Genomic DNA, 25,388 nt, shown 5'->3' on the forward strand with positions numbered 1-25,388 from the left:
TCCAGACCCAGCCCTGAGTGCGAATCCGACAGATTGATCACGACTCGATACGCGCCCTAGACGAGTTCGCCGCGCTCGTCAGCGACTATCGGTAGCTATTCGGCAAGCGGGGCTTACCGCTTCAGGTGGCACGCACCCGCAGCCCGAACGACTCTGACCCGATCGGGCACCCGCTTTGAAGCCCTCGATGAGGTCCTGGGTGACGTCGGCTCCGTCGCTGCCGGCAGCGCAGTGCAGCGGGCTCTCGCCGGCTCCCGGTGCGGCTCCACTTGGACGAGGGCGTGACGGTCCATGGGAACTGCGATTTCCTGCTCCTTTCCGTTCAGCCACATGGCTTTCCAGCGGTCGGCGGGTGACGGGCGGCGTGCTTAGCATCAATGGAGGAGCAGCCGACCGAAAGGAGTCTGCTATGACGATGCCGTCGTATGAACCGGGCCGGATGGGCCTGCTGTTGATCGACACGGTCAACGAGGTGTTCTCGGAGAAGGGAAAGCTCTACCCGTCGTTCAAGGATGAGTTCGACAGGATCGGCACGTTCGAGAACCTCAAGCGGCTGCTGGGCGGGGCCAGGCAGCACAAGCTGCCGGTGTTCTTCGCGCCGATGGCCTATACCGAGCACGACTACACCACCTGGAAGCACCTGTCCGGCATCCATCAGGAGATGTTCGGCAACCGCGAATTCGCCGCGGGCAGCTGGAACGCCGATTTCCACCCCGAGCTCTCGCCCGTCGACAGCGAGGTCGTGATCGCCCCGCACAAGAACATCGACGTGCTCGCCGATACCGACCTTGGAGTCCAGCTGCGCCAGCACAACGTCGAGTACATCGCGATCGCCGGGATGATCGGCACACACTGCGTGGAGTCGACCTCGCGCAGCTGCATGGAACACGGCTACCACGTGACCACCTTCACCGACGCCACCGCGGCGCTCGGCGGGCGCGCCGCCTACGACGCGATGGTCCAGCGCTACCCGACCATCTCCCACGCCACGTTGAGCGTCGACGAGTACCTCGCCGCTGTAGGTGCGGCGCTCAAAGAGTAAGCCTCACGACGATTTCCTCGCTGCCACGTGCGAGGCGAAAGGCTAAATGGCGCTGACGTGATGCGCAGGCGCAGCCTTCCAACGTCCGGACGACCGCGGCACGCACCGGACGGACGAACTGGGCGATCACACCCTCGGCCAAGACGGACCCCAGCTCTTGCCCCGCCACCTGAGCGTGGGCAGCTTTCGAGTGCTTCGCTGCGCTCATCTGAGCGACCCACATCCTCGCCGCGGTGCACGACGCGGACGGGTGCCGCTCCATACGGCTGACGAGTGCGTCGGAGGTGTGTCGCGAACACCGAGAGACAACGAGAAGGAGCGGGAGTCAGTGAGCCTTTCCCGGTAAGCGCCCGTCGCTCGCTGTGATCGCGATGCGTACGCTGCCGCCCGTGCGGTCCTCAAGTCCGGGCAGACGTAAGGCCCCTGATAGGGACGATCTTGCGACGGATTGTTCTGAACGAGGAGCCTCACGTGTCGACCAGTGTCACATACACCGGGGTGCTCGATGTGAAGCGGTCCACCGCCGAGCACCTGGCCCGGTTGCTGCGCGATCACCGCATCGCGGCCCGAACCCGCAGGGGCAGGCGTGCGCTGGGCTGCTTCCGCCAGGCGGTGCTCGTCCTGCGCTGGTTCACCGACGGCACCCGCCTTTCTCGCCCGCGACAACGGCCTGTCGGCCTCCACCGCATACCGTTACCTCCACGAAGGACTGACCGTTCTGGCGTCCGGGGCACCGGACCTCGCGACCGCGCTGAAGCGCGCGAAGGCGGCCGGGCTGACGCATCTGAACCTCGACGGCACCGTCGTCCGCACCGACCGCGTCGCCGCCCCCGGCCCAAACGGCGCGGACCTGTGGTGGTCCGGAAAACACAAGCACCATGGCGGAAATGTGCAGGTCATCTCCACCCCGGACGGCTGGCCGATCTGGGTCTCACCGGTCCGCCCGGGCCGCGAGCACGACACCACCTGCGCCCGCCACCACGGCCTGATCGACGCCCTCAACCGGATCGCCGCCGAACTGAACATGCCGACCCTCGTCGACCTCGGCTAGAACGCCGGCGACGGCTTCCGCCACCCGCACAAGAAGCCCGCCGGTGGCGAACTGACCGAGGCCCAGCAGACCTACAACAAGTTCATCCGCGGCATCCACGGGGTCTGCGGGCGCGCCAACTCCCTGCTCAAGACCACCTTCAAGGCCCTGCGCAGGGTCAGCCTCGACCCCAGCCGCATCACGAAGATCGCCGCCGCAGCTCTTGTCCTGCTCCAACTCGAGTACGACCGCACCGTCTGAACGATCACACAACGTCGTGATCCATTACTGGGAAAGACTCAGTGCGACTGACTTCCGCTCTCTCACATCGGCATTCGCCCTGGTCAGCGCCTGATTCTTGCTGATCCTCGGTGAGTGCCCCCAGCAGGATTCGAACCTGCGCACACGACTCCGGAGTGATTGCGCCGATCGAGCCTCGCACCCCGCCTGACCTGTGCGGGAGCCAGTCCCTTGTGGTACGGAGACACACACTGTGTCGGAGCTGTGTCGCAGCGAGCCCACGACTGGACGCTGTGCTGGCCCATTCCCACGTGCGGACAAAGACTCTGGGCGCCGTGGGCCAGAGACTGCCTTGTCCCCAAGCAACTTGGGGGGACTCGTCCAGTGTGGCTGTCCCGGTGCGACAGCCCCCGGCGTGCCGCCCGTCCGCGCGTGAGGAGCACGGGGGCGGCACGGCGTCCGGAGCCGGGCGGGGGCGCACAGGGCGGCCGGCCAGGGGCGCCCGACGGGCGGCAGGGGCCGGTGGGATGGGGGCCCGCCCCCGGCCGCAGTCGCGCGGATCGCAATGGGCATACTGTCGGCTGATCGCTTGATCGCCGCGCGGTCACCGTCCCGGGACCGGCCGGGGAGCGGCGGTCTCCGGAAACGTGGGGAGTGGGGGATTGTCGTGGGGCTGATGGACCGCATCCGCGGTGAGTTCATCGATATCATCGAGTGGACCGACGACGGCCGGGACACCGTCGTGTGGCGCTTTCCGCGCTACGGCAATGAGATCAAGATGGGCGCCCGGCTCGTGGTGCGCGAGTCGCAGGTGGCCGTCTTCGTCAACGAGGGCCGGCTGGCCGACGTCTACCAGCCCGGCACGTACACCCTTACGACCCAGAACATGCCGGTCCTGTCCACACTGAAGGGCTGGAAGCACGGCTTCGAGTCGCCGTTCAAGGCCGAGGTCTACTTCGTCACCACTCGGCAGTTCACCGACTTCAAGTGGGGCACCCAGAACCCGGTGATCCTGCGGGACGCCGACTTCGGCATGGTCCGGGTCCGTGCCTTCGGCACCTTCGCCGCCAAGGTGGTGGACGCCGCCGCGCTGCTGCGCGAACTGGTCGGCACCGACCCGCAGTTCCGCACCGAGGAGGTCGGCGAGCACCTGCGGCAGCTGATCGTCTCCAAGCTGGGCTCCGCGCTGGGCTCGTCCGGCGTGCCGCTGCTGGACCTCGCGGCCCGGCAGGACGGCATCGGGCAGCAGCTGGCCAAGGCTCTGACCCTGGAGCTGTCCTCCACCGGCATCGCCATCCCCCGGTTCTACATCGAGAACATCAGCGTCCCGCCGGAGATCGAGGCGGCGATCGACACCCGCTCCCGGATGACGATCACCGGCAACCTGGACGACTACGCCAAGCTCCAGGCGGCCGACGCGATCCCGATTGCCGCCGCCAACCCCGGCACCGGCGGCGAAGCTCTCGGGCTGGGCGTGGGCATGGCGCTGGGCCAGCGGATCGTGCAGAGCACGTCCGGTGCGGCGGCTTCCTCGGTCCCGGTGACGCAGGCCCCGGCGCAGCCCGCTCCCGCCCCCAGCCCCGCCGACGTCCCGCCGCCGCTGCCCACCGCGCCACGCTGGTTCCTAGCGGTCGGCGGACAGCAGCAGGGCCCGTACGACGAGAGCGCGCTGGCCGGGCAGGCGGCGGCCGGCAACCTGACCCGTACCACGCTGGTCTGGCGCAGCGGGCAGGCCGCCTGGCAGCCCGCGGACCAGGTCCCGGAGCTGACGCCGCTGCTCGCCGACGTCCCGCCGCCGCTGCCCCCGCAGGGCTGAGATCCGCCACCCGGAACATCCCGGCAACAGGTCACAAGGAGAAGTGAGTTGACGGATCAGGACGTCGCGCCGGCGCCCGACCGGGCGTTCCAGTGCGAGGCGTGCGGCGGGGTCAGCGAGTACGCGCCCGGGACGTACGCGCTGCGCTGCCCGTACTGCAAGCACGAGCAGGACATTACGCCGATACCGCGGCAGGTGACCGAGCACCCGATCGGGGAGCTGGCCGTGCTGCCCCGCCGGGCATCCCCGCCTGGCCGGGTGAAGGTGTACACCTGCCCCGGCTGCCACGCGGTGACCGAGAGCGACACGCTCAGCGACAAGTGCCAGTTCTGCGCCACCCCGCTGGTCGCGGACGCCTCCGGCACCGAGCGCGTGGTACCCGAGGCGGTACTGCCCTTCGGGGTGGGCCGCGAGCAGGCCCGTGACGCGCTGGCGGAGTGGACCAGGTCCCGCTGGTTCGCGCCCAACGAGCTGAAGAGCGTCACCGAGGCGGAGACCTTCCGGGGCAGCTACCTGCCGCACTGGACGTACGACGCGCAGACCACCACCCAGTACACCGGCGAACGCGGCGAGCACTACTGGGTGGAGGAGGAGGACTCCGAGGGCCGCAGCCGGCAGGTGCGGCACACCCGCTGGCACCACACGTCCGGGACGGTCGGCCGGTTCTTCGACGACGTGCTGGTGCCCGGCAGCGGCCAGGTGCCGGTGAAGGAACTGGACAAGCTGGCCCCCTGGCCGCTGGAGGAGACGGTTCCCTACCAGGAGGAGTACCTGGCGGGCTTCCGTACCGTCCGGTACGACGTCGAGCCGGAGGCCGGCCTGGAGTCGGCGAAGGCGCGGATGGCGCCGGTGATCCGCGCCGACTGCAAGCGGGACATCGGCGGCGACGAGCAGCGGGTGCACTCAATGTCCACCCTGTACAGCGGCCTCACCTACAAGCTGGTGCTGCTGCCCGTCTGGTTCCTGACCTACCTCCACGCCGGCAAGGCGTGGCCGGTGATGGTCAACGCCTGTACCGGCGAGGTCATCGGCGAGCGGCCGTACAGCGCGGTGAAGATCACCCTGACGTCGGTGGGCGGGGCGCTGCTGATCGCCCTGGTGGTGCTGCTCGTGGTGATGCTGCGCAACTGAGGACGCCGTCGTTGGCCGGGGCTCCGGGCGTTCTTGAAGCTGATGTGGTTGGGCGGGAGGTGGTGTTCGTGGGCGGTGTCGGTGGTCAGTTGCCGGGTGGCCTGGTAGACGCAGAGCATGGCCCACAGTTCCTGCTCGACCATGGCGGGGCTGTTGGAGCGGAGGGTGGTGGTGCACCCGCCGCGCTGCTCGATCTTGATGTGGCGGTAGATCGTTTCGCTGGTCCACCGTCTCGCGTACAGCTCCGCCAGTTCGGCCGCGGGCGCGGCCTGCGGGTCGAGGAGCGTGGTGATCAGGCAGAACAACTCCGAGGTCGTCTCGCCGTGTTCGTCGCTCCGGGTGATCGTGTACTCGATGACGCGAACATCGATCGTGCGCTTCGTGCGCTGCTCGCGCAGGCGGGGCAGGTAGGTGCCGTCGGGCAGGGCCTCGACCAGCGGCAGGCGGAAGGAGTCCGACACGCGCCACAGCAGCTCAGCCCCGGTGGCGGCGGAGTTCTCCCACAGCGTGAAGGACGGGAAACCGCGGTCGGCCAGCAGCATCACGCCAGCCTTCAGGTGGTGCAGCAGCTGGTGCGCGAGGGTGCGCTCGCCGGTGGCGAACGGCCCGAAGGCCGCCCCGACCACGGCGTGGGTGCCGCACTCGCCCAGCGCCACCATCCGCGCCTGCGGATAGCCCGCTCGCTGCTCGCCGTTCGAACCGCTGCCGAAATAAGCGGTGTTGGCGTCGGAGGCGGGCACGTCGAACAGCGTGCCGTCCAGCGACAGCAGCCGCAGCCCGCGCCAGAACACCCCCGGCGTCGCCGGCGTGCCCTGCGCCCCGGCAACCTGGCCGAACAGCCAGCGCAGCGGCGCTGTCCCCAGCCGGGCATGCGCCTTGGCGACCGAGCCGGTCCAGGCCGGTCGCGTCCACTTCTCCCCGGCGCGGCGCGGCACGTTCTCCAGCAGCTCGTGCAGGCCCCCGCCGTAGCCCTGCCCGGTGAACAGCCACATCACGAGAGTGAAATACACCATCAGCGTGCTCGGCAGCGCCTTTGTGCGCTCCTCCCACGCCCCGGTCTCCTCGACCGCCTGGTGCACCAGCTCCGGCGTGAACGTCCTGGTCAGCAGCCCCATCCGGACCCCGTACCGCTTCAGAATGGCTTCACAGCCTGTGAGCTGCGGCCTTGCCGGGACTGTACGGTCACTGGTGTAACTCCCGAGCTGGAAGCGACAGCATCCTTCATGGCGCTCAGCGTCGTCCCATTTCGAGCCGATCTCAGGGGGTTGTCCATGGCCGAGCGGACCGCGAAGAAGGGCAGCAGCAGACCAGTGCGGCTGTCCGCCGACCGGCTACGGAAGGGCTGGCCCGGCCCCGCTGGCACGGCAGCGGACACGGACGTCGTCGACGCGCTGCTGGACACGGCTGGGGCCCGGCTCATCCCGGCCCTTCGGTCCTCCATCGAGCAGGGCACGGCGGGTGCCGCTCTCCTGGACGGCCTGGACGGCACCACCAAGACGTTCTGGGTGCGGGCGGCGGTGAGGTCGTGGGCCCGGCCCGGCAGCGCGGGTGAGAGCCGCAGCAGCCTTCCGCCGGGATCGGTGACCACCTGCACGTTCACTCCCTGCCGGCGGTGCTTGTGGGAGTAGTCCGCGCGTGAGTCGCCGACCCGGTCGCACTCGGCGAGGGTGCCGTCCAGCAGGACGAAGTCGGGGTCGGCCTCGCGCGGGACCTTCAGCAGGCTCTGCGCCCGTTCGGTCAGCAGGTGGATGACCGCGCTGGCGTAGGCGTGGGCGGTGGACTCGCTGATCCCGAACCCGGTAGCGATCTTCGCCAGGGTGACGTGTTCGCGCAGGTACACCAGTGCCACCATCGCGCGCTGAGACGGGCGGAGCTTGCGGCGCCGGTCGCCCTCACGGGTGACGATGAGCATAGGTGACCGACCCCACGAGTGGGTGGGGCAGATCGAGTGCGGCAGGATAGATGACCAACGAGGCCCCCGAGCAGCGTGGTTGAGACGTCAGACATCTCGATCAGCACCCCGGGGGGCCTCGCTCGTTGCGCCCCGCGGACCGTCACCTGATCGGTGGCCACCTCGAAGAAGCTCAGTGATCATTCACCGTCGCCGAGAGCATGATGAGGACCGGTATCGGGGCCAGCGCGCGCTCGTATCAGGGTGGGGGGAACTGTCACTCCTGTCCCAGCGTGACTGATGATGCGGGAGCCTGGCACCGGACGGAACTCTGGAGGTACTGAGTGGACCGGCGCACTGTGATCGCGGGCAGATACGAGCTGGTGGAACGGCTCGGTAGAGGAGGCATGGGGGAGGTCTGGACGGCCCGCGACCGCGAGCTCCACCGGACGGTTGCCATCAAGCTCCTGCAACCCGACGACAACGCCCCGCCCGAGTTTCTCCAGCGCTTCGAACGCGAGGCAGTGGCCGCAGCCCAGATCAACCATCCCCACATCGCGGCCCTGTACGACCGCGGCACCCATGAGGACATCCGCTTCCTCACCATGGAGCACATCGAGGGGACCAGCCTCGCGAAGTATCTGCACGTCCACGGTCCGCTGCCTGTAGACCGTGCCCTGAAGATCGCCGAGGAGATCTGCGCGGCCCTGATCGCCGCGCACGCGGCAAACATCGTCCACTACGACATCAAGCCTTCCAACGTCGTGCTCACCCGCGACGGCACCGTCAAGGTCGTCGACTTCGGCATTGCAGGCTTCATCCACACGCACACCTTCACCGTCGCCCCCACCACCCTCCTCTCGCCCATCGGCACTGCCCAGTACGGAGCGCCGGAACAGTTCCTCGATCACCGCGGCGACACACGGTCCGACCTCTACGCCCTGGGCAGCGTCCTCTTCGCACTCCTCACCGGCCAGCCGCCATTCGGTGACGGCAGCCCCCTGTCGGTGATCCGCCGCAAACTCGACGAGGAAGCCCGCCGTGTGACCGACTTGCGTGCCGAAGTTTCCGCGCCCGTTGCGGACCTGCTGGCGGACCTGCTCCAGCGCGACCCCGAACGGCGTCCCGGCACCGCAGCCGCTGTTCACGGCCGCCTCATGAACCTGCGTCGAAATCTCGCGCTCGTCGACACCGAACTAGTTGGCCCGTTAGCAGCGCTCGCGCCGCCAACCGTGCCCCGTACCGCCGTCGCCACAGACCCCGCCCCCCCACTCCCGTCGGCCGACACCCCCCAGGGGCACGGCACGAACATCGGTCCGCCCAGCGGCGCACGTCCAGTGCCACAGGGGGGAACCGCCTCCCGTGCGGTCCAGATCGGGGTAGCTGTTCTGCTGTGCCTCGCGGGGATAGCCGCCGGCATCGCCTACTTCTCCGGTGCCCTGGACCATAAGCATGCTCCGCCGGACGAGAAGGCCACTCAAGCGTCTGTGGTTGCCAAAAAATTCCTGAGGATGCCGGATCTCTGCGGCTACCTGCGAAGCAACGACATGCACGGCTACAAGGAACTGGGCGCCTACGACCTGTCCAGCTCCGCCAACACCAGCAAGAAGGCCAACTGCGGCTGGACCGAGCCGGACACTGCAAACGGCGACCTGTACGACTTCATCCTGACGGTCAGCGCAGAACTGTTGGATACCTCACAGGACGCGGCCAAGGCGATGGCCAAGATCACGCCCGGTCGCTCCGAGTACGGCCCGATGACAACGAGCGAGGTTTCTGGCACCGAGGATGTCCCTGACGGGGCGATGCAGGCGGTCAGGGATGAGGAAAGGGACAAGGGCAGGAAGCACAACTTCACCAGCGTGGATTTCCGGCAGGCAAACCTCCGGGTCACGGTTGAATGGAGCAATTGGAATCCGACTCATGACACCAAGATCACCGAACAGACGACGAGTCAGGCGTGCAGGGTGGCCCGGATGCTGAGCGGATTCCTCGAGGACGAACCCGAGAACAAGGAAAGGCCGGTTTGGGGCTGACTTCGGCGCTCGTTTGGCGTCCTCGCACGGCCAGTACTCAGGTTGAACTCGTAGACACCGAGGGGCGTGACGGTTCATGATCCCTGCGGTATGGCGGGTTCATGCGGTACGCACAGAGGGGCGGGTACATGCCCGCCGAGCAGGAATGGCGTGAGCAACTGCGGCTGAAAGCTGCTGAGTTGTTCGAGCGGGGCGAGAGTGCCAGTGCGGTCGCGGCCGAGTTGGGGTCACCCCGCGCACGGTGCGGCAGTGGCGTCAGCGGTGGCGCGAGGGCGGGGCGCAATCCCTGCGTTCCAAGGGGCCAGTGTCGCCGGAGCGCCTGTCGGCGCGGCAGTTCGCGCGCCTGGAAGCGGAGCTGCGGCGCGGCCCGCTGGCGTACGGGTTCGCCGACGACCAGCGGTGGACGCTGAAGAGGTTACTGATCGGGCGGCTGTTCCATGTGGGCTACACGGTATAGAGCGTGTGGAAGCTGATGCGGCGCCACGGCTGGTCGTGCCAGGTTCCTTTGCGCCGGGCCGTGGAGCGGGACGAGGAGGCCGTAGAGGTGTGGAAGGAGGAGGTGTGGCCGCAGGTAAAACCACCGCGGCGGACCTGGGCGCCTACATCTGCTTCGAGGATGAGGCAGGGCAGGGCCTGAGGCCCGTAGTGCTTCAAAAGGGCTTCAGGGCTGTGAGCTGGGGTTTCGTTGGGCTGTCAGGTTGATCGGTGGTACTCGTTGATGAGTCCGGCCACGGCTTGTCGACGCTCGATCCAGCTGTGGGCAGCGGGATGACATTCGGGTCGTCGAGGGGCGCGAGCTGGTTACGGCCTTGATGGGGCCGATGGGTGTTGAAGTGGTGGGCGTACTCCTGGAGGATCTTCTCCGCGTGGCCTCTGTCGAAGATCAGCACTCGGTTGGTGCACTCCTCACGGACCGAGCGTATGAACCGTTCCGCGTGCGGGTTGCAGTTGGGGCTCCGCGGCGGGCTCTTCGTGACGGTGATGCCTTCGCCGGCGAACACGGCGTCGAAGGCGGCGGTGAACTTCGCATCGCGGTCACGGACCAGGTGGGTGAAGCCGGCCGTGTGGTCGCCGAGCTGCCACAGCAGTTGTCGGGCCTGTTGCGTGGCCCAGGCCGCTGTGGGATGGGGGGTGACACCGAGGATGTGCGCGGTGCGAGTGCGGACCTCCATGACGAACAGGGCGTACAGTCGCCGCAGTCCGATGGTGTCGATGTGAAAGAAGTCAGTGGCGAGAAGACCGTCGGCCTGGGCTTTGAGGAACGTGGTCCACTCACGTCGCATCATCTGTCGCTGTCGTGTGGGGCGGAAGCCGGCGGCCCGCAGAATGCGGCGGACGGTGGCTGCGCTGACCTTGTACCCCAGTCGGCGTACTTCACCGTGTACGCGCCTAAACCCCCAGCGAGGGTTGTCGGTACCGATCCGGACGATCAGGTCGCGGAGCTCGTCGGATATTGGAGGGCGTCCTGGTGGGCGTGGCTGGGTCCACTTCTGCTTGACCAGACGCCGATGCCAGGCGAGCAAGGTGCGTGGCGAGACGATGCGGTGGCCGCGCAGTTGCTGAGGCAGGTGCCGGGCGAGGGCGGCCAGCAGCGCCCGATCCGGCCACTGAGGCTTCGGCGCGGTGACCTGTCTGCGGAGCACCGTTACCTCGTGCCGCAGGATGAGATCTCGGCGTTCTTCGCCGCGGTAGACCGGCACAACAGAGCGAGCCAGGCGAAGATCCGCGTGGCGAGCAGGTAGACCATCCGCACAAGCACGATGACAGATCATGCCCGATCACCGACAACGCCCAGGTCATCACCAGTGAAGGAGTTTTGGAGCGCTACGGGCAGCCTGCCGATCGGCGGGGCGACCGTCGCGGCCGGCGCCAAGGCGCTGACCGCGCGCAAGCGTCCTGGCGAGAGCGTCGGCCGCGATACGTGAACGCTGAGGTACGTCCCGTGTACGCGCTGTCAACCCGCCTGCGGGGCTGTCGGCCCGTCCAGCTGCTCCGCCGCCAGGCTCACCGGTGGCAGTCGCAGCCGCAGCCGTACGCCCTGCGGCAGCGGTTCGGCGGTCACGCCGCCGCCGTGCGTCTCGGCGATCTGCCGGACGATCGCAAGTCCGAGCCCGGAACCCGGCAGGGATCGCGCGGCCGGTGAACGGTAGAAGCGGTCGAAGACGAAGGGCAGGTCGGCCGCCGGGATTCCGGGCCCCTGGTCGCACACCGACACCGTGCCGTCCGCTGTCGTGGATATGGTGATCTGCCCGTTTTCGGGACTCCATTTCACCGCGTTGTCCACAAGGTTGCCGATCGCCCGCTCCACCGCGTCCGGGTCGGCGTGCACCATGCACGGCGCCAGTTCCGCGGCGAACCGCAGCCGCGGCGAACGCGCTGCCGCCCGGTCCAGCGCCCGCCGGGCCAGCAGGTCGAGCCGGGTGTCCTCGGTGTGCGTCCGCACACCGCCGTAACGCCCCAGATCCACCAGGTCGTTGACGAGAGAGGTCAGCTCCGCGGCCTGCGCGCGGGCCTCGTCGAGCAGCGCGGGGGCCTGCGGATCGGTCAGGCCCGGGCCCTCGCCGAGCAGTTCCAGATTGGTGGTCAAGCTGGTCAGCGGGGTGCGCAGTTCGTGCGAGGCGTCCGCGACGAGCCGCCGCTGCGCGCCCACCGACTCCTCCAGCGCCGCCATCATCGCTGCGAAGGACCGGGTGAGGCGGGCTATTTCGTCCCGTCCGTCGGCGTGCAGACGGGCCGTCAGATCCTGTGTCGCCGTGACGTGTTCGACGGTCTCGGTCAGCCGCCGCACCGGCCGCAGCACCCGCCCGGCCGCCAACCGCCCCGTCACCGCGACCAGCAGGCAGCCGCCCGCGGTGATCCCGACCAGCAGCACCGCAAGCTGCCGCAGGGTGCTGTGCACGACCGCAGTTGGTACATAGGTGCGCACCAGGGCACCGCGGCTGTCCGTCAACTGCGTGGTGTAGATGCGGTAGTGCGCGTCACCCCAGTCGGCGTCGTGGAAGTACGCGGGGTGGGCTCCCTCGGCGACCTGGACGTCCACGTCACTGACGTCGACGAACCCGTCCGTCGGGCCCTCGGCGACCGGCGGCTGGACGAACTGCAGCGTCGTGGAGCCGACAGAGACCGGCTTCGTCGGGATGACGACCTCGTCCGGTCCCTCGCCGTTCTGCTCCGCCAGCGCGCTCTTCTGCTTGAACCCCTTTACCACCTCGGGCGCTTGGTTCGCGGCCGACACCAACTCAGCGTCGCGGCGCTCGTTCAGGTTGACGCTCAGCGCCGGATACAGCACCACCGAGGCCAGCAGCAGTGCAGCGAGCACCGCCGCGACGCCCGCGGACGCCAGCCTGTTACGCAGGCTCACGGCTCCTCCCGCAGCACGTACCCGAGCCCGCGCACGGTCTGGACGAGCCGCGGCTCGCCGCCCGCCTCCAGCTTGGCCCGCAGGTAACTCACGTACACCCACAGGGCGTTGGACGACGGCCCGAAGTCGTAGCCCCAGACCGATTCGAAGATCAGCGTACGGCTCAGCACCCGGCGCGGATTGCGCAGGAAGAGCTCAAGCAGCGCGTACTCCGTTCTGGTCAGGTCCAGGACGCGGCCGCTGCGGGACGCCCGGCAGGCGGAGGTGTCCAGCTCCAGGTCGGCGAAGCGCAGCACCTCCTGGTCGGCGCCGCTGCGCCGCAGCAGGGCGCGGATCCTGGCACGTAACTCCTCCAGAGCGAAGGGCTTTGCCAGGTAGTCGTCCGCGCCCGCGTCGAGGCCCGCGACCCGGTCGGCGACCAGGTCGCGGGCGGTGAGCATCAGGATGGGGGTGCGGTCCCCGCGGGCCCGCACCCGGCGGCACACCTCAAGGCCGTTCGGTTCCGGCATGAGGATGTCCAGCACCACCGCGTCCTGCCGCCCGGCGGCCAGCGACTCCAGCGCGGCGGTACCGTCCGCCGCGACCGTGACCTCGTACCCGTCCCGGGTCAGGGCGTGCGCCAGCGAACGGCGCACCGCGTCATCGTCGTCAACCACCAGCACTCGCATGGCGCAAGGGTGCCTTACCGCTTGTCGGCGCGACGTCAGTTCGACTCGAGCGCGGGCGCCACGGTCGGTTTGCCGTCCCCGGGCTTCCCGGGCGCGGGCGTGCCCGACGCGGGCTTCCCGTCACCCGGCTTGCCCGGTGCGGGCTCACCCGGCTTGCCGGGAACCGGCTTGCACTCGCCGGGCTTGCCCTTGCCGTGCTTGCCGGACCTGCCGTCCTTCCCCGTCTTCCGGTCCTTCCCGGGAGCCGGCTTGTCCTTGCCCTGCGCCGGTTTGTCCTCGCCCGGCTTCCCCGGGGTCGGCTTGGCCGTCACCTTCTTGAGCTGGATGATCGCGTCCGTGAGCTGCTGCGGGCTCACCCCGAGCCTGGCGGCGATCGCCGCATACGCCGGGGTGGTCTCGTCGATGTGTCCCTTCGGGCCGGTGGCGAGCTTCTGCAGGGCGTCCAGCGCGGCCTGGGCCTTCGCCGTCGACACGCCGAGGATCTTGGCGAAGTCGGCGGCGCTGAAGGCGGAGGCGCCGCCCTTGTCCCCCTTGCTGCCCGGGTCACCCGGCTTCGTACCGCCCGGCGCCTCCTTGAAGAGCTTCTGCAGCAGCGCCCGCGCCTTGGCCACGGGCATGCCCGTCTTCTTGGCGAAGGTCGCCACGATCTGGTCGGTGAGCTTGCCGCCGTTCGCGCCGAGCCCGATCTTGACGTTCCTGAGGGCGTTCTCCAGCTTGCTGTCCGGCTTGTCCGGCGAGCACTGGACGACGGTCCTGCCGTGGCCCGTGCTGCCGGCCCCCTTGCCGTCGGACGTGCCGGCCGCTACGGCCGAGCCCGCTCCCACGGTGAGAACGAGAGCTGTCGCGGCGGCCAGCGCTGCGGATGTGTGGCGCATTCTGCGCCTCCTTTCTGGTAGCTGCTGTCAGCACACCAGCCGCCGCTTCAGGCCACCCGAGCCGGACCTTAGGACTTCCCTAGAACGGGTCTGTACGGTGAGTGGCTCTGTCCCGTAATCGTCTCTGTCCCGCAATCGGTGGTAGCACTGTGTAGTGATCACTGGAGTAGGACACGGCGGCGGAGCAGGGGGAATCCGGCTCGGCCGTGCATCTGCCTCATGATCCGCTTGGTTCGTGTGTTGACGCCCTCGGTGCGGCCGTTGTGCTACGGGAGGGTGAGTCCGGCGTCGACGGTGGCGCGGTCGAGTTCGAGGCCGTTCGCGAAGGAGTGCAGGTGGCGCAGGTCGGCGGCGCGAACCGTGGTGATCCAGTCGGTGAGTTTGGCGTCGTTGCCCCCCGCCGGGGTCAGAAGCTGTGCGAACTCGCCGGTGAGGCGGGAGAGTCTGCTGGTTTCTGCCGTGTAGAAGACAACCGAAGCGCGAGGAGGGGGCCGAGGTGGTCGATAACGCGGTCGGCCGCGGACTTCGAGACCCCGAAGAGCGGGACAAGCTGACGCGTCCTCAAGTTGGTGCGCCAGTACGCCACAACCAGCAGCACCCGGTCCTCAAGGGGCAGTGCCCACGGCCGGCCCCGGCGTATCGGCGATGCTTCTTCCAGGTCGGCCGAACGGCTGGGCTCCCAGCCGTTCCACATCGGCGAACTGTTCCTGGTGGCGGACGGTGGTTATCACTTCGTCGCCACGGGCGATCAGACGCGGCACCATGACGCGGGCAACTCGTCCGTGTCCGCCGATGATGAGGATGCGCATGGTTCCTTCTTGTCTTGGATCGTGGGATGTTGCCGCACCGCTCATGGTCAGAGAGCGACGGCGAGGGCTTCGGCGAGCAGAGCGTGCGAGTGGAGGCGGGCGTCCTGCTCGATGAGCAGGTCGTGAATCATGATCTCCGAGGCTCCGCTCGCGGAGATCATCTTCTCCAGCTCGTCGCGGACGGTAGACGGAGAACCCGCGAGCTGCAGCGGCCAGCGACCGTCGACGATGACGGTGGGTTCTTCCTTCTGCGCCTCGGTGAGCATGCGCTCGGCCTCGGAGAGACGGGGAGCGGCGGCTGCGAAGCCCACCCTCCCCAGTTGCTGACGGAACGCGCGGAACGGCCAGGTCAGCCGTCGTGCCTCCGCATCCGTGTCAGCGACGGCCACGTTGACGGACAGGATCGCCTCTGGTTGATCCGGCCCATAGGAGGCGGGGCGGAAGCCTCTCCTGTACGACCGCAGTGCCGTGGCGGCGGACCGTGGGTTGATGAAGGCCGAGAAGGCGTAGCCGAGACCCAACGCCGCAGCGAGTCCGGCACTGCTCCCGGACGATCCCAGGACCCATGTATCCGGAGCGTTCGTGGGGGTCGGCGGGAGCCGGATCTGTAGGAAGGGATGGTCGTCGGCGAAGAAGCCGCCGTGGTAGTAGGCGAGGACCTCGGCGACCTGCGAGTCGAAGTCGTCGGCCGGTTCCGACCGGCGGTCACGTTGCAGCGCGAGGTCGATCAAGGGGCCGGCAGTGGCGCGGCCCAAGCCCAGGTCGATCCGGTCCGGAGCCATCGCCTGAAGCTGGTGGAAGGACTCCGCGACGCGGAGTGGACTGTGGTGATTGAGGAGGACGGCACCGGAGCCCAGCCGTATCCGCCTCGTCTCCCGGCTCGCCGCGGCAATGAGGATCTCCGGGCTGTGCGAGGAGACCCCGAAGGTGGTGTGGTGCTCGGCGAACCAGATCCGGTGGAGTCCGATCTGCTCAGCGTGCCGGGCGGTCGCCAACGCGGCTTCCAGAGCCTCCGTCTGGGACTGGTCGGACGCGGTGGCGGCCAGTTCGACCAAGGACAGTTTCATGATGCGCTCCCCAGACTGTGTGATTGCTCTGTCACGGCCTCGGTGATGGGGGTGGAGCCCGCGCGTACTTCCCACTGGTGTCCGGCGCTGGCGGGGTCGTCGAGACAGGCGACGATCAGTTGCGCGACATCGTCCCGGGACACCGAACCGGAGCCCGTGGGCTCCGCCGGCCGGACGCGACCCGTGTCCGCACCATCCGTCAAGGCTCCCGGCCGCAGGACGGTCCAGTGCGGGTCGCTTTCCCTCAGCCGACGGTCCGCGTCGCTCTTGGCGCGGACGTACGCCGCCCAGTCCCCGGCGTCGGGGTTCACGGGGTCATCGACGCCCATGCCCGATACCTGTATGAAACGGTGTACGCCGGCCAGTGGGGCGGCGGCCTGTGCCAGCACGGACCCTCCGTAGTCCACTGTGCGTTTCCTGGCGGCCCCGGACCTGGCTCCCGCACCGGCCGAGAAGACAACGGCGTCGGCGCCTCTCAGTCGCTCGATGGCCCGGACCTGCTCCGGACGCCGGACGATGCCGACGGCCTTGTCGCCTTGCTGTGCCAGCAGGCGTACCAGTCGCGGGCCGATCTTTCCATGGGCTCCGATGATGGCCACTGTGGGCATGAGTCCTACGCTCCTGTCAGGCTTGTTGCGTTGATGCGTGGCACGGATGCCGGGGGCGACGGGGTACGCCGGATGCGTATCGGGGCAGCTTCCGGCGCGACCCCGTCGCGCTGCATCTGTCGGTCGGCTGGCGTTCGCGTCCGGACGCGTGGCCGACCCACCGGTCGGTTCAGGCGGGAAGCGGCAGACCAGCGGCGTGGAACAGTCGGTCCCGGGAGGCCGCGGCTTCCTCGAAGACGGGGTCGCCTACCTTCAGCGCGCCGTTCTCCTTGAGGACCTCGCCGGCCACCACGACCAGGTCGACGTTTCCGGCGTGGCCTCCCGCGACGATCGAGGCCGCCACGTCCGTCGCGGGGAGGAGGTTGGCGTGGTCGAGACGGATCATGATCAGGTCGGCCTCCTTGCCCAGGGTCAGGCTGCCGGTGCGGTCGTCGATTCCTGCGGCTCGTGCGCCCTCGATGGTTGCGAAGGAGAGCAGGTCGGCGGCGTCGAAGGTCGGCAGGTCGGGGACACGGTCCATGGGCCCGGCGGCACCGGCGAGGATCAGTTGCTGGTATGCGAGTGTCGCCCGCATGACGCCGAACATGTCACCGCTCACGATGGTCTCGGTGTCGACGCTGAGGCTCGGACGGACACCGGCGGCCAGCAGCCGGTTGGTCGCGGGCTGGCCCAGTCCCGGCATGAAGACCTCGAGGGCGCCGGCCACGGAAGCGGTGGCTCCGTGTGCGGCCAGCATCCTCAGTTCCTCGTCGGTCGACGTGCAGCAGTGGATGAACGTCATGTCGGAGGCCAGAAGTCCGGTCTCGGCGAGTTGCCGGATGGCCTGCTGTTCCGCGCCCCACTCACCGAGCCCGACGTGCATGCTGATCCGCAGGCCCAGCTCCCGGGCGAGGCGGATGTCCTGCTCGGACACCTCGGGGGTGGACAGCTCCGGTCCCCGCAGCATCGCGTTCAGCGTGACTCGCGCCGAGTCGTCGGACAACACCTGGTTACGGATGCGACGGATGTCATCGGGGTGCGTACGGGCGCTGCCGAACTGCCACTGTTCGGCCTCCGTCGACGGCCAGCCATGGTCGAAGACGGCGCGGATGCCCGATTCCCAGTGAGCCGCGATCGCCGCGTCCGAGTGCTCCGGGCTGTTACTGATGTGGGACTCGTCGCGTACGGTCGTCACGCCGGAGTCGAGGGACATCAGGTCCGCCGCCAGATTCCCGACGTGGACATCCTCCGGGTCGAAGTACTGGCCGAGGCCGATCTGCACCTGACTGCGGTACTCCTGGTACGTCCAGGCGGGACCCAGATTGCGCAGCGCTCCCTGCCAGTTGTGCCGGTGGGTGTCGATGAAGCCGGGCAGCACGGCGTTCCCCGTGCCGTCGACGATCCGGGCCTGATCGTCGGTCAGGTCCCGGCCGGCCGTGACGATCCTGCCGTCGGCGACGAGGACGTCACCCACGAAGTTGCCGAGCTTGGCGTCCTGAGTCATCAAGTACGCGCCCTTGATCAGGATGCGCTCCTTGTCCTGCGGGTGGTTGTGGGACACCTGTGGTTCCTTTCGCGCCGCGAGCGGCACTGTGTTGCTTGTCCGGTGAGGAGGGGGCGGTTGGGGCAGGATCACTGCCGCCCGGTGGTGCCACGCGGGCGCCGGGAGGCGATCCAGACGGCGGCGAAGGTGAGCAACGCGCCGAGGAAGGTGAGGGCGGAGGGGGACTGACCGCCGGTGGGGACCAAGAAGTCCAGCGCGATCGAACTGGCCAACTGCCCTGCGATCGAGGCCATGCTCAGCAGCAGGACACCGATGCGGCGTACGAGGAACGCCGAGGCGCCGATGAAGACTACGCCGCACAGGCCGCCGAGGTAGAGCCACCAGCTGGTGGGCAGAGACTGCCCCGACGTTCCACGGACGAGGGTCTTCACCCCCCAGGCGACGATGAGGAAGACCGCTCCGACGCAGAAGTTGAGCCAGGTCGCGGCGAGCGGCGAGCCCGATGCCGCGGTCGACGCCCCGTTCAGAGCCTGCTGCACGCCGAGCAGGAAACCGGCGGCTATGGCGGCGAGGGACGGCAAGATGATGGTGGCCGGCGCGGGGGTATCGGCGAAGCGGGGCAGGGCGGACACGACAGCGGCTGCCAGGATGACGGCTGCTCCCGCGAGCCGAGCCGCACCGGGACGTCGCCTCAAGCCGCCCCCGATGCCCCGTGCGTCCACAATCAGGCCACCGAGGGTCTGGCCCGCGATGGCGGATACGGTGAACACGGCGATGCCGGTGACCAGGGCGGCGGTTGACTGTGCCAGCGCGAACGTGCCGCCGAGCACGCCGGCCAGCAGATACCGGCGGGGGAGCCGGCCGTCGCGGGCGGCGCTGCCGAGCGTGCGCAGCGCGCCACGCAGCTTGGGAGAGAAGACCGCGAGGATGGTCAGCAGTACCAGACCGCCCGAGAAGCTGATCGCCGCCGCGGCGATACCGTCGTCGAGGCGATGGCTCAGCTCCCCGTTCAACCTGGCTTGTACGGGCACCACCATGCCGGCGGCGATGGCAGCCACGACGGCCAGGGAAGCACCACGGGAGGCGGAAAGACGGGAATGCCCCGACGGTCGCGGACCGGGTCCGGCATGACGTCGACCTGACCCCGGCGGTGCAGTGAGAGTGCTCATGTTGGTTCCTTCAGAAAGAGGGAGTGGCTGGGCAGAGGCCGGCTGTCCCAGCCACCGGGGGTGTGTCGGGCACGCCTTTTGCTGCGAGGGGAGGGACGCTCAGAACTTCGTACGTGCGATGTCGTCGAGGATCGACGGCCGCTGAGGAGACCAGCCGAGCACGCGCCGGGCGGTGTCGCCGGACGCCTGCTGGTCGAGCAGAAGTGCCTCGCCGAGCAGGCCGAGCCGGTCGAGCGTCTGGACGACGGGCTCGGGCTCGACCCTCCCGGACAGGCCGATGGAGCGGCTCACCGCCTCGGTGATGTCCCGTACGGTCGGGTTCACGCCGCTGGCGCCGAGGAAGTACGAGCCGGCCGGGGCCTTCTCCAGCGCGAGCACATACAGCTCGGCCAGGTCGTCCACGTGCACGGTGCTCCAGTGCTGGTCGCCAGGGCCGACCATGGTGAGGGCGGGGGCGCTGCCCGCGGTCTGCGGACCGGCGGCGACGAGGTTCACCAGGCCGCCGCCGTGGCCGTAGACCACTGCCGGCGCGACCACCGACGTACGGACACCCGTCGCCTCGCGCACGAGTTTCGCGAGCGGTACACGCCAGGCGGTCAGCCGAGGGGCGTTCATGGCGGTCGACTCGTTGATCGCCGAGCTGCTGCCGTGCAGCCAGACGCCGGTGGTGTGCACGAACGGCCGGTTCGTGTTCCGCAGCGCGCGGAGGAAGCTGGTGACCGCAATCTCGTCGACGGTCGCGCTGGTCTCGTCGCCGGGCGACGCGACGTGGATCACGCCGTCGGTCGCCGCCGCGAGTTCCTGCAGGGTCTCACCGTCGGACAGGTCGGCGAACGTCGGCTCGGCACCCTTGGCCCGGACCAGGTCGGCCTTCTCGGCGGAGCGGACCACGGCGGTCACCTGATGCCCCGTGGAGACGAGCCGGTCGAGCACCGAGGCTCCGATGTAGCCGGTGCCACCTGTGAGCAGTACACGCATGGTCTTCCTCTTCCGTGAGGTGGGTCGGTGAGCCGGGCCCGGCGGCCGGATGGAGATTCCGGCGGTGGCCCGCACGACAACGCTCACTCCACGCAGCTATCGTGTCCAACGAATGTTTCCGAAGAGTCAATCGGAACTGTCGATCAATAGGAGTGCGGTGGACCAGAGGAGACTGGAGTACTTCGTCACTGTCGCCGAGGAGTTGAACTTCACGCGGGCGGCCCAGCGGCTGCACGTCACGCAGTCGACGCTTTCCGCGGGCATCAAGGCGCTGGAGAGCGATCTGAGAGTGGAGCTGCTCGTTCGTTCCACACGGTCGGTGAGGCTTACGGAAGCCGGTTCGGCGTTCCTGCCCGAGGCGCGCACCGCCATAGAGGCGCTCGACCGAGCCCGTGCCGCGGTGGAGCCGTTGTCCACGGGACTGCGCGGCAGTCTCACCGTGGGCGTCCTCAGCGGACTGACCGTGATCGACGTTCCCGCTCTGGCGGGCGACTTCCATCGGCGTCACCCGGAGGTGCGCCTGCGTACGGAAACGTCCCAGCGGGGGACCGCGGGTCTGATCGAGAGGATCAAGGAGAGCCACGTGGACGTGGCCTTTGTGGGAGCCGAGATCCGGGACGAGCACCTCAGGGCACGCCCCATCAAGAGGTTCGAGATTGCGTTGCTGGTTCCGGCCGATCACCCGCTGGCCGACCGGACGGCCGTGGGGCTGCGGGACATCGCGGGGGAGATCTTTGTCGACATGCCGATGGGTTTCGGGCAGCGTCAGCTCGCGGACGAAGCCTTTGCGAGGGCGGAGTTGTCCCGCCGGGTCCTGATCGAGGTGTCCGACATCACGACGATCGCAGACTACGTGGCTCATGGCCTCGGTGTCGCTCTCCTGCCCCCGGACTTCGCCGAACCGGTCGGCGACACGGTGAGAGTCGTACCGCTCGCCGACGTCCAGCTCTCCTGGACGCTCACCGTGGTTGCCTCGGCGAGCCGCCCGCCCACGCGGGCGCTGCACGCTTTCCTCGACCTGATCCCGCACCACATCCGACGCGACCGGGCGTTCTGACCTGACGTGACAAGGCCGAGCGGGAGCCAGCGGGGTGCACAGCGGCCGGTCGGCGGTGCACCGCATGGCGCACCTCCGACCGGCGAGGGTCAGCGCCCCGCGCTCTGGCCGCCGTCGACGTGCAGGATCTCGCCCGTGACGAAGGCGGCCGACTCCAGGTAGAGAACGACGTCGACGATCTCGCTGATCTCCCCCATGCGACCGACCGGGTGCAGCTCGGCGAGCGTCTCGTGGGCGTCTACCGGATGCAGCGGCGTCTTGATGATGCCAGGCGACACCGCGTTCACCCGTGCCCCCTTGCCCGCGTACGCGATGGCCGGCGACCTGGTGGCCGCGTTGAGGCCACCCTTGGTCAGGGACGCCAGCACGGAGGGGACTTCCGCCACCGGGTGGTCGACCAAGGTCGTGGTGATCGTCACGATGTGCCCGCTGCCCTGTATCCGCCGTTGGCACGCGTACGCCGGCACCACACGTGATCAGACAGCACACCGTCCGCTATCTACAGCTGCCGTAGCTGAGTATGGGTTCTGGCATCAGAACTCACTCACGCTCAGTCCATAGGAACGGTTTTCTGTGATCCTGCGCATATGGGAAGCCGGCATGTGTTGACGGGCCCTTGATCGCCGTCGGCTAATGAATCGTCACCCGCATGTCACGTGGATTCACGTTCGCTCGGCCCTGCCCCGGGCCCCGTCCTGATTGGTGAGTTGTGCCGATATCCCGTCGCGCGAGAGGCTCGTTCGCGGCCTTTCGCTCATTCCGTCGCGGCGCCGCGATCCTCGGCGTCACGGCCCTGGCGTTCCTGGGCGTCCAACCCGCCGCCCACGCCGCCCCGTTCACATCCGCACCGGCCACCGCCGCCGCGCCGCAAGGCTCTTCGGACGCCGTCCCCGACCTGGCCCCCGTCTGCGGCACCCCCGCGAAGGGGCACGCGGCATGCTTCGCCATGCGCGCGAAGAACGAGCCGACCTCGCTCCGGCTGAACGCGGCCGAGGTCCCGGCGGGGTTGGGTCCGCAGGACATCCAGAGCGCATACAACCTGCCCCCGGACGGCGGTGCCGGGCAGACTATCGCGATCGTCGACGCCTACGACAACCCCAACACCGAGGCGGACCTGGCCGTCTACCGCAGCCAGTACGGACTGCCGCCCTGCACCACCGCCAACGGCTGCTTCAAGAAGGTGGACCAGCGCGGCGGCACCAACTACCCGCTCTCCAGCGACGGCTGGGCCGGAGAGATCGCCCTCGACGTGGACATGGTCTCCGCGGCCGCCCCGGCAGCCCACATCCTCCTGGTGGAGACCGACAACGACGACCTGCACAACCTCGGGGCCGGCGTGGACCGCGCCGTGGCCATGGGCGCCAAGTACGTCTCCAACTCCTACGGCAGGATCGGGGACTCCTCCGACGACCTGGTCACCTATGGCGCCCCGTACGACCACCCCGGCGTCGCCGTGGTCGCGGCGAGCGGCGACAACAAGTACGGCGTCTCCTTCCCCGCGACCCTCCCGACGGTGACCGCGGTCGGCGGCACCAACCTGACGCCCGACCCGACGAGCGCCCGCGGCTGGTCCGAGACCGTCTGGAGCAGGGACAACTACGGCCCGGGCTCGGGCTGCGCGCTGAACCAGACGAAGCCGGCCTTCCAGCACGACACCGGCTGTGCGGGACGCAGCGTCGCCGACGTCTCGGCGGTGGCCGACAACGTTGCTGTCTATCAGACCTTCGGCTCCAAGGGCGTGGGCTGGCAGCGCTACGGCGGCACCAGCGCCTCGTCCCCGCTGATCGCCTCCGTCTACGCGCTGGCCGGGCCCCCGCGCCCCGGTACCTCCCCGGTCTCGTATCCGTACGCGACGAACGGCGCCGGCCTCAACGACATCACCACCGGCTCGAACGGAACCTGCTCTGCCGCCTATCTGTGCACCGCGGGCCCCGGCTACGACGGCCCCACCGGCCTGGGCACCCCGGCGGGCCTGGCCGCCTTCCGCAGCGGACCGCACGGCACCCTCACCGGCACGGTGAAGGACGCGGCCACCGGCAAGCCCGTGGCCCATGCGACCGTCGGCTCCGGTCTGGACGTCGCCACGACCGACATGAACGGGTCGTACACCCTGGACCTCCCGGCGGGCACGGTCAAGGACCTCACGGTCAAGGCCTTCGGCTACACCACGAGCACGCCGGTCAGCTTCGACATCACGGACGGCCAGGCGCTGACCCGCGACTTCGCGCTGTCCCCGATTCCCCGCGAGCGCGTCCACGGCACCATCACGGACGGCTCGGGACACGGCTGGCCGCTGTATGCGAAGCTCACGGTGAACGGCTCCCCCGAGGCACCGGTGTGGACGAACCCGGTCAACGGCGCGTACGAGATGTGGCTGCCCGAGGGGAGCGACTACACGCTGAACGTCACCGCATCCCAGCCGGGTTACGAACCCCTGGCCCGTAAGGTGACCGTCCAGACCACGCCCGTCGCCGCGAACGTGGCGATGACCGCCGACCCCGACGCGGCCACCGCCGTCGGCTACCGGCTCGACCTCACCGACCACAAGGAGACGTTCGACTCCACCACGGCCGCGCCGCAGGGCTGGAGCGTGGCCAACGCGGCCGACACGAACAACGGCTGGGAGTTCGACGACCCGATCCAGCGCGGCAACACCACCGGCGGCAGCGGCTCCTTCGCCGTCGTCGAGAGCGACAGCTTCCCGATCGGCCCGCACCAGGACTCCGAGTTGTACAGTCCCGCGTACGACCTGTCCACGGCGCAGTCGGCGGAGCTCACCTTCAAGACCTCGTACATCTACAACCCCAACCAGCAGCACATGACCGTGGACGCCAGCACAGACGACGGCGCCACGTGGGTGAACGTCTGGTCGGGTCCCAAGACCAGCGACTCCGAACAGAAGTTGACCGTGCGCGCCTCGCTCCGGCAGTTCGCGGGACACTCGTCCGTACGGCTGCGCTTCCACTTCGTGGCCAACTGGGGCTACTACTGGGCGATCGACGACGTCGACGTCCAGGGCCGCTCGCTCACGCCGACGCCCGGCGGTCTGATCGTCGGCACGGTCCGCGACGCCGGGACCGGCGCCGGAGTGGTGGGGGCCACGGTCACCGACGGCGCGGACCCGGCGGGGACCACGGTCACCACGGCCACGCCGGACGACCCGGTCGTCGGGGACGGCTTCTACAGCTTGTTCTCGGCAGGCGCGGGGCGGCACACCCTGCGGATCACGGCCCCCGGTTACCGGGACCTGACCCGCACGACGGAGCTCGCCCCCGACCGCGTCACCCGGGAGAACGTCGCCCTCGAACCGGCCGCGTGACGGCACTTTGCTGAACCGACATCGGTGCCCGCGCCGGGCGCGGGCACCGATGGTCCGGCCGGGCCCCGCAGCGCGAGAAGCGCGCCCTGGCCTCCTTCCGCAGTCTCACGATCAGCCTCGCCCACCTCGCCGGCCGGCAGAACAATGCCGCCGCCCACGACCACGTGGCGAGTTCGCCATGGACCCTGCGGTAGCCCCACGACGGGTTCTCCCGGACCAGGCGCAGGATCAGGATGCGGATCGAGCGAACGGTGGGCGGGCGGCCTGGCCTCTTCGGTCGGCAGGTTCGGGCGTGGCGCTGCTTGATCAGGTTGCGGTGCCATCGCAGCACGGTGTCGGGCTGGATCAGCAACCGGAGCCGGCGTAGAACCTGGCGCGGCAGTGGCACCAGTAGAGCGGCGAGGAAGGCCCGGTCTTCCGCGGCGGACTTCACCCGGCCCGCATCGAGCTGCCGCTCAAGGACCATGATCTGGTGGCGCACGGCGAGAATCTCTGCGTCCTTGTCGCGATCGCTCATCGGTAGCAGCCGCAGCGCGGCGAACGCGTTGGTGATGGTCAGGTAGGCGAGACGAAGCAACACGAGTGCTCATCCTGCCGCAGCACCGAACAAGCCCCTCAGCTGCATGGATGACATCCTCGACAGGCCCAGAGTGGCAGCTCTGGGCGGGCGGAGGGAAGGTCGGCGGGACTGGAGCTCTGATCCAGGCTCGCTACATGCCGGCAGAAACTTCTTCGATGAGGTCCCGGGCCGGTGTCTTGACGGAGTCGAGGAGGAGCTGGGCGACGTCGACGACCTGGATGGACTCCT

General features: G+C 68.9%; 17 protein-coding genes and 7 pseudogenes. 8 read left to right on the forward strand and 16 right to left on the reverse strand.

Features of this window, described 5'->3' with window-relative positions:
• The first annotated feature begins 409 nt into the window (after nt 1-409).
• The 4 genes and pseudogenes from IEZ19_RS43970 (at nt 410) to IEZ19_RS43985 (ending at nt 5,259) form a co-directional block, all read left to right on the forward strand.
• Complete coding sequence (locus tag IEZ19_RS43970) at nt 410-1,042, forward strand: cysteine hydrolase family protein (protein WP_189317007.1); 633 nt, start codon at nt 410-412, stop codon at nt 1,040-1,042.
• Between the two features lie 471 nt (nt 1,043-1,513).
• Nucleotides 1,514-2,333 (forward strand): annotated as a pseudogene (locus IEZ19_RS43975) (HARBI1 family protein).
• Nucleotides 2,334-2,988: 655 nt separating this feature from the next.
• Complete coding sequence (locus IEZ19_RS43980) at nt 2,989-4,128, forward strand: SPFH domain-containing protein (RefSeq protein ID WP_229841546.1); 1,140 nt, start codon at nt 2,989-2,991, stop codon at nt 4,126-4,128.
• Between the two features lie 48 nt (nt 4,129-4,176).
• Nucleotides 4,177-5,259: a TFIIB-type zinc ribbon-containing protein gene (locus IEZ19_RS43985; RefSeq protein WP_189317009.1), complete on the forward strand. Its 1,083-nt coding sequence runs from the start codon at nt 4,177-4,179 to the stop codon at nt 5,257-5,259.
• A 98-nt stretch (nt 5,260-5,357) separates the two neighbouring features.
• Here IEZ19_RS43985 and IEZ19_RS51880 read toward each other — a convergent pair.
• Nucleotides 5,358-6,374: pseudogene (locus IEZ19_RS51880) on the reverse strand (IS4 family transposase); the annotation flags it as partial.
• A 362-nt stretch (nt 6,375-6,736) separates the two neighbouring features.
• Nucleotides 6,737-7,229 (reverse strand): annotated as a pseudogene (locus tag IEZ19_RS43990) (transposase); the annotation flags it as partial.
• A gap of 304 nt (nt 7,230-7,533) precedes the next feature.
• Here IEZ19_RS43990 and IEZ19_RS43995 point away from each other — a divergent pair.
• Nucleotides 7,534-9,186, forward strand: coding sequence for a serine/threonine protein kinase (locus tag IEZ19_RS43995; RefSeq protein WP_268248760.1), 1,653 nt, complete (start codon nt 7,534-7,536; stop codon nt 9,184-9,186).
• Between the two features lie 101 nt (nt 9,187-9,287).
• Nucleotides 9,288-9,828, forward strand: a pseudogene (locus tag IEZ19_RS54325) (winged helix-turn-helix domain-containing protein); the annotation flags it as partial.
• 8 nt (nt 9,829-9,836) lie between these two features.
• Here IEZ19_RS54325 and IEZ19_RS44005 read toward each other — a convergent pair.
• The 12 genes and pseudogenes from IEZ19_RS44005 to IEZ19_RS44060 form a co-directional block, all read right to left on the reverse strand.
• Entirely contained in the window at nt 9,837-10,886 is a 1,050-nt protein-coding gene (locus tag IEZ19_RS44005; RefSeq protein WP_229841547.1) for an integrase core domain-containing protein, read from the reverse strand.
• A gap of 254 nt (nt 10,887-11,140) precedes the next feature.
• Nucleotides 11,141-12,547 carry a sensor histidine kinase gene (locus tag IEZ19_RS44010; protein WP_189317011.1) on the reverse strand — a complete coding sequence of 469 codons (1,407 nt, stop codon included), beginning with the start codon at nt 12,545-12,547 and terminating at the stop codon, nt 11,141-11,143.
• Entirely contained in the window at nt 12,544-13,215 is a 672-nt protein-coding gene (locus tag IEZ19_RS44015; protein WP_189317012.1) for a response regulator transcription factor, read from the reverse strand. The genes IEZ19_RS44010 and IEZ19_RS44015 overlap by 4 nt, the downstream gene beginning before the upstream one ends.
• Before the next feature lie 35 nt (nt 13,216-13,250).
• On the reverse strand, nt 13,251-14,090 hold the full coding sequence (locus IEZ19_RS44020; RefSeq protein ID WP_189317013.1) for a hypothetical protein: 840 nt from the start codon (nt 14,088-14,090) through the stop codon (nt 13,251-13,253).
• Between the two features lie 158 nt (nt 14,091-14,248).
• Nucleotides 14,249-14,518 (reverse strand): annotated as a pseudogene (locus tag IEZ19_RS44025) (transposase); the annotation flags it as partial.
• A gap of 44 nt (nt 14,519-14,562) precedes the next feature.
• A pseudogene (locus IEZ19_RS44030) lies at nt 14,563-14,784 on the reverse strand (helix-turn-helix domain-containing protein); the annotation flags it as partial.
• Nucleotides 14,696-14,899, reverse strand: coding sequence for a Rossmann-fold NAD(P)-binding domain-containing protein (locus IEZ19_RS44035; protein WP_189317022.1), 204 nt, complete (start codon nt 14,897-14,899; stop codon nt 14,696-14,698). The gene IEZ19_RS44035 and the pseudogene IEZ19_RS44030, both read right to left, overlap by 89 nt.
• Nucleotides 14,900-14,946: 47 nt before the next feature.
• Nucleotides 14,947-15,966, reverse strand: coding sequence for an MsnO8 family LLM class oxidoreductase (locus IEZ19_RS44040; protein WP_189317014.1), 1,020 nt, complete (start codon nt 15,964-15,966; stop codon nt 14,947-14,949).
• The gene (locus tag IEZ19_RS44045) at nt 15,963-16,574 is read right to left on the reverse strand and encodes an SDR family oxidoreductase (RefSeq protein WP_189317015.1); all 612 of its coding nucleotides are present in this window, start codon (nt 16,572-16,574) and stop codon (nt 15,963-15,965) included. The genes IEZ19_RS44040 and IEZ19_RS44045 overlap by 4 nt, the downstream gene beginning before the upstream one ends.
• Before the next feature lie 169 nt (nt 16,575-16,743).
• Nucleotides 16,744-18,114 (reverse strand): amidohydrolase family protein, encoded by a 1,371-nt coding sequence (locus IEZ19_RS44050; RefSeq protein ID WP_189317016.1) that lies wholly within the window; start codon nt 18,112-18,114, stop codon nt 16,744-16,746.
• A 71-nt stretch (nt 18,115-18,185) separates the two neighbouring features.
• Complete coding sequence (locus tag IEZ19_RS44055) at nt 18,186-19,115, reverse strand: DMT family transporter (RefSeq protein WP_229841548.1); 930 nt, start codon at nt 19,113-19,115, stop codon at nt 18,186-18,188.
• Nucleotides 19,116-19,325: 210 nt separating this feature from the next.
• On the reverse strand, nt 19,326-20,204 hold the full coding sequence (locus tag IEZ19_RS44060; RefSeq protein WP_189317018.1) for an NAD-dependent epimerase/dehydratase family protein: 879 nt from the start codon (nt 20,202-20,204) through the stop codon (nt 19,326-19,328).
• A 157-nt stretch (nt 20,205-20,361) separates the two neighbouring features.
• Between IEZ19_RS44060 and IEZ19_RS44065 the strand changes: the two genes are divergently transcribed.
• Nucleotides 20,362-21,261 carry a LysR family transcriptional regulator gene (locus tag IEZ19_RS44065; RefSeq protein WP_189317019.1) on the forward strand — a complete coding sequence of 300 codons (900 nt, stop codon included), beginning with the start codon at nt 20,362-20,364 and terminating at the stop codon, nt 21,259-21,261.
• Nucleotides 21,262-21,350: 89 nt separating this feature from the next.
• Here the strand turns inward: IEZ19_RS44065 and IEZ19_RS44070 are convergent.
• A pseudogene (locus IEZ19_RS44070) lies at nt 21,351-21,710 on the reverse strand (SDR family NAD(P)-dependent oxidoreductase); the annotation flags it as partial.
• Between the two features lie 260 nt (nt 21,711-21,970).
• Here IEZ19_RS44070 and IEZ19_RS44075 point away from each other — a divergent pair.
• Nucleotides 21,971-24,580, forward strand: a complete 2,610-nt coding sequence (locus IEZ19_RS44075) for a carboxypeptidase regulatory-like domain-containing protein (RefSeq protein WP_229841549.1) — start codon at nt 21,971-21,973, stop codon at nt 24,578-24,580.
• Here the strand turns inward: IEZ19_RS44075 and IEZ19_RS44080 are convergent.
• Nucleotides 24,543-25,160, reverse strand: coding sequence for a hypothetical protein (locus tag IEZ19_RS44080; protein ID WP_229841550.1), 618 nt, complete (start codon nt 25,158-25,160; stop codon nt 24,543-24,545). The two genes, IEZ19_RS44075 and IEZ19_RS44080, sit on opposite strands and share 38 nt — an antisense overlap.
• Nucleotides 25,161-25,388: the final 228 nt, after the last annotated feature.

It is taken from the genome of Streptomyces brasiliensis, from assembly GCF_014647875.1.
In the GTDB taxonomy this organism is placed as follows: domain Bacteria; phylum Actinomycetota; class Actinomycetes; order Streptomycetales; family Streptomycetaceae; genus Streptomyces; species Streptomyces brasiliensis.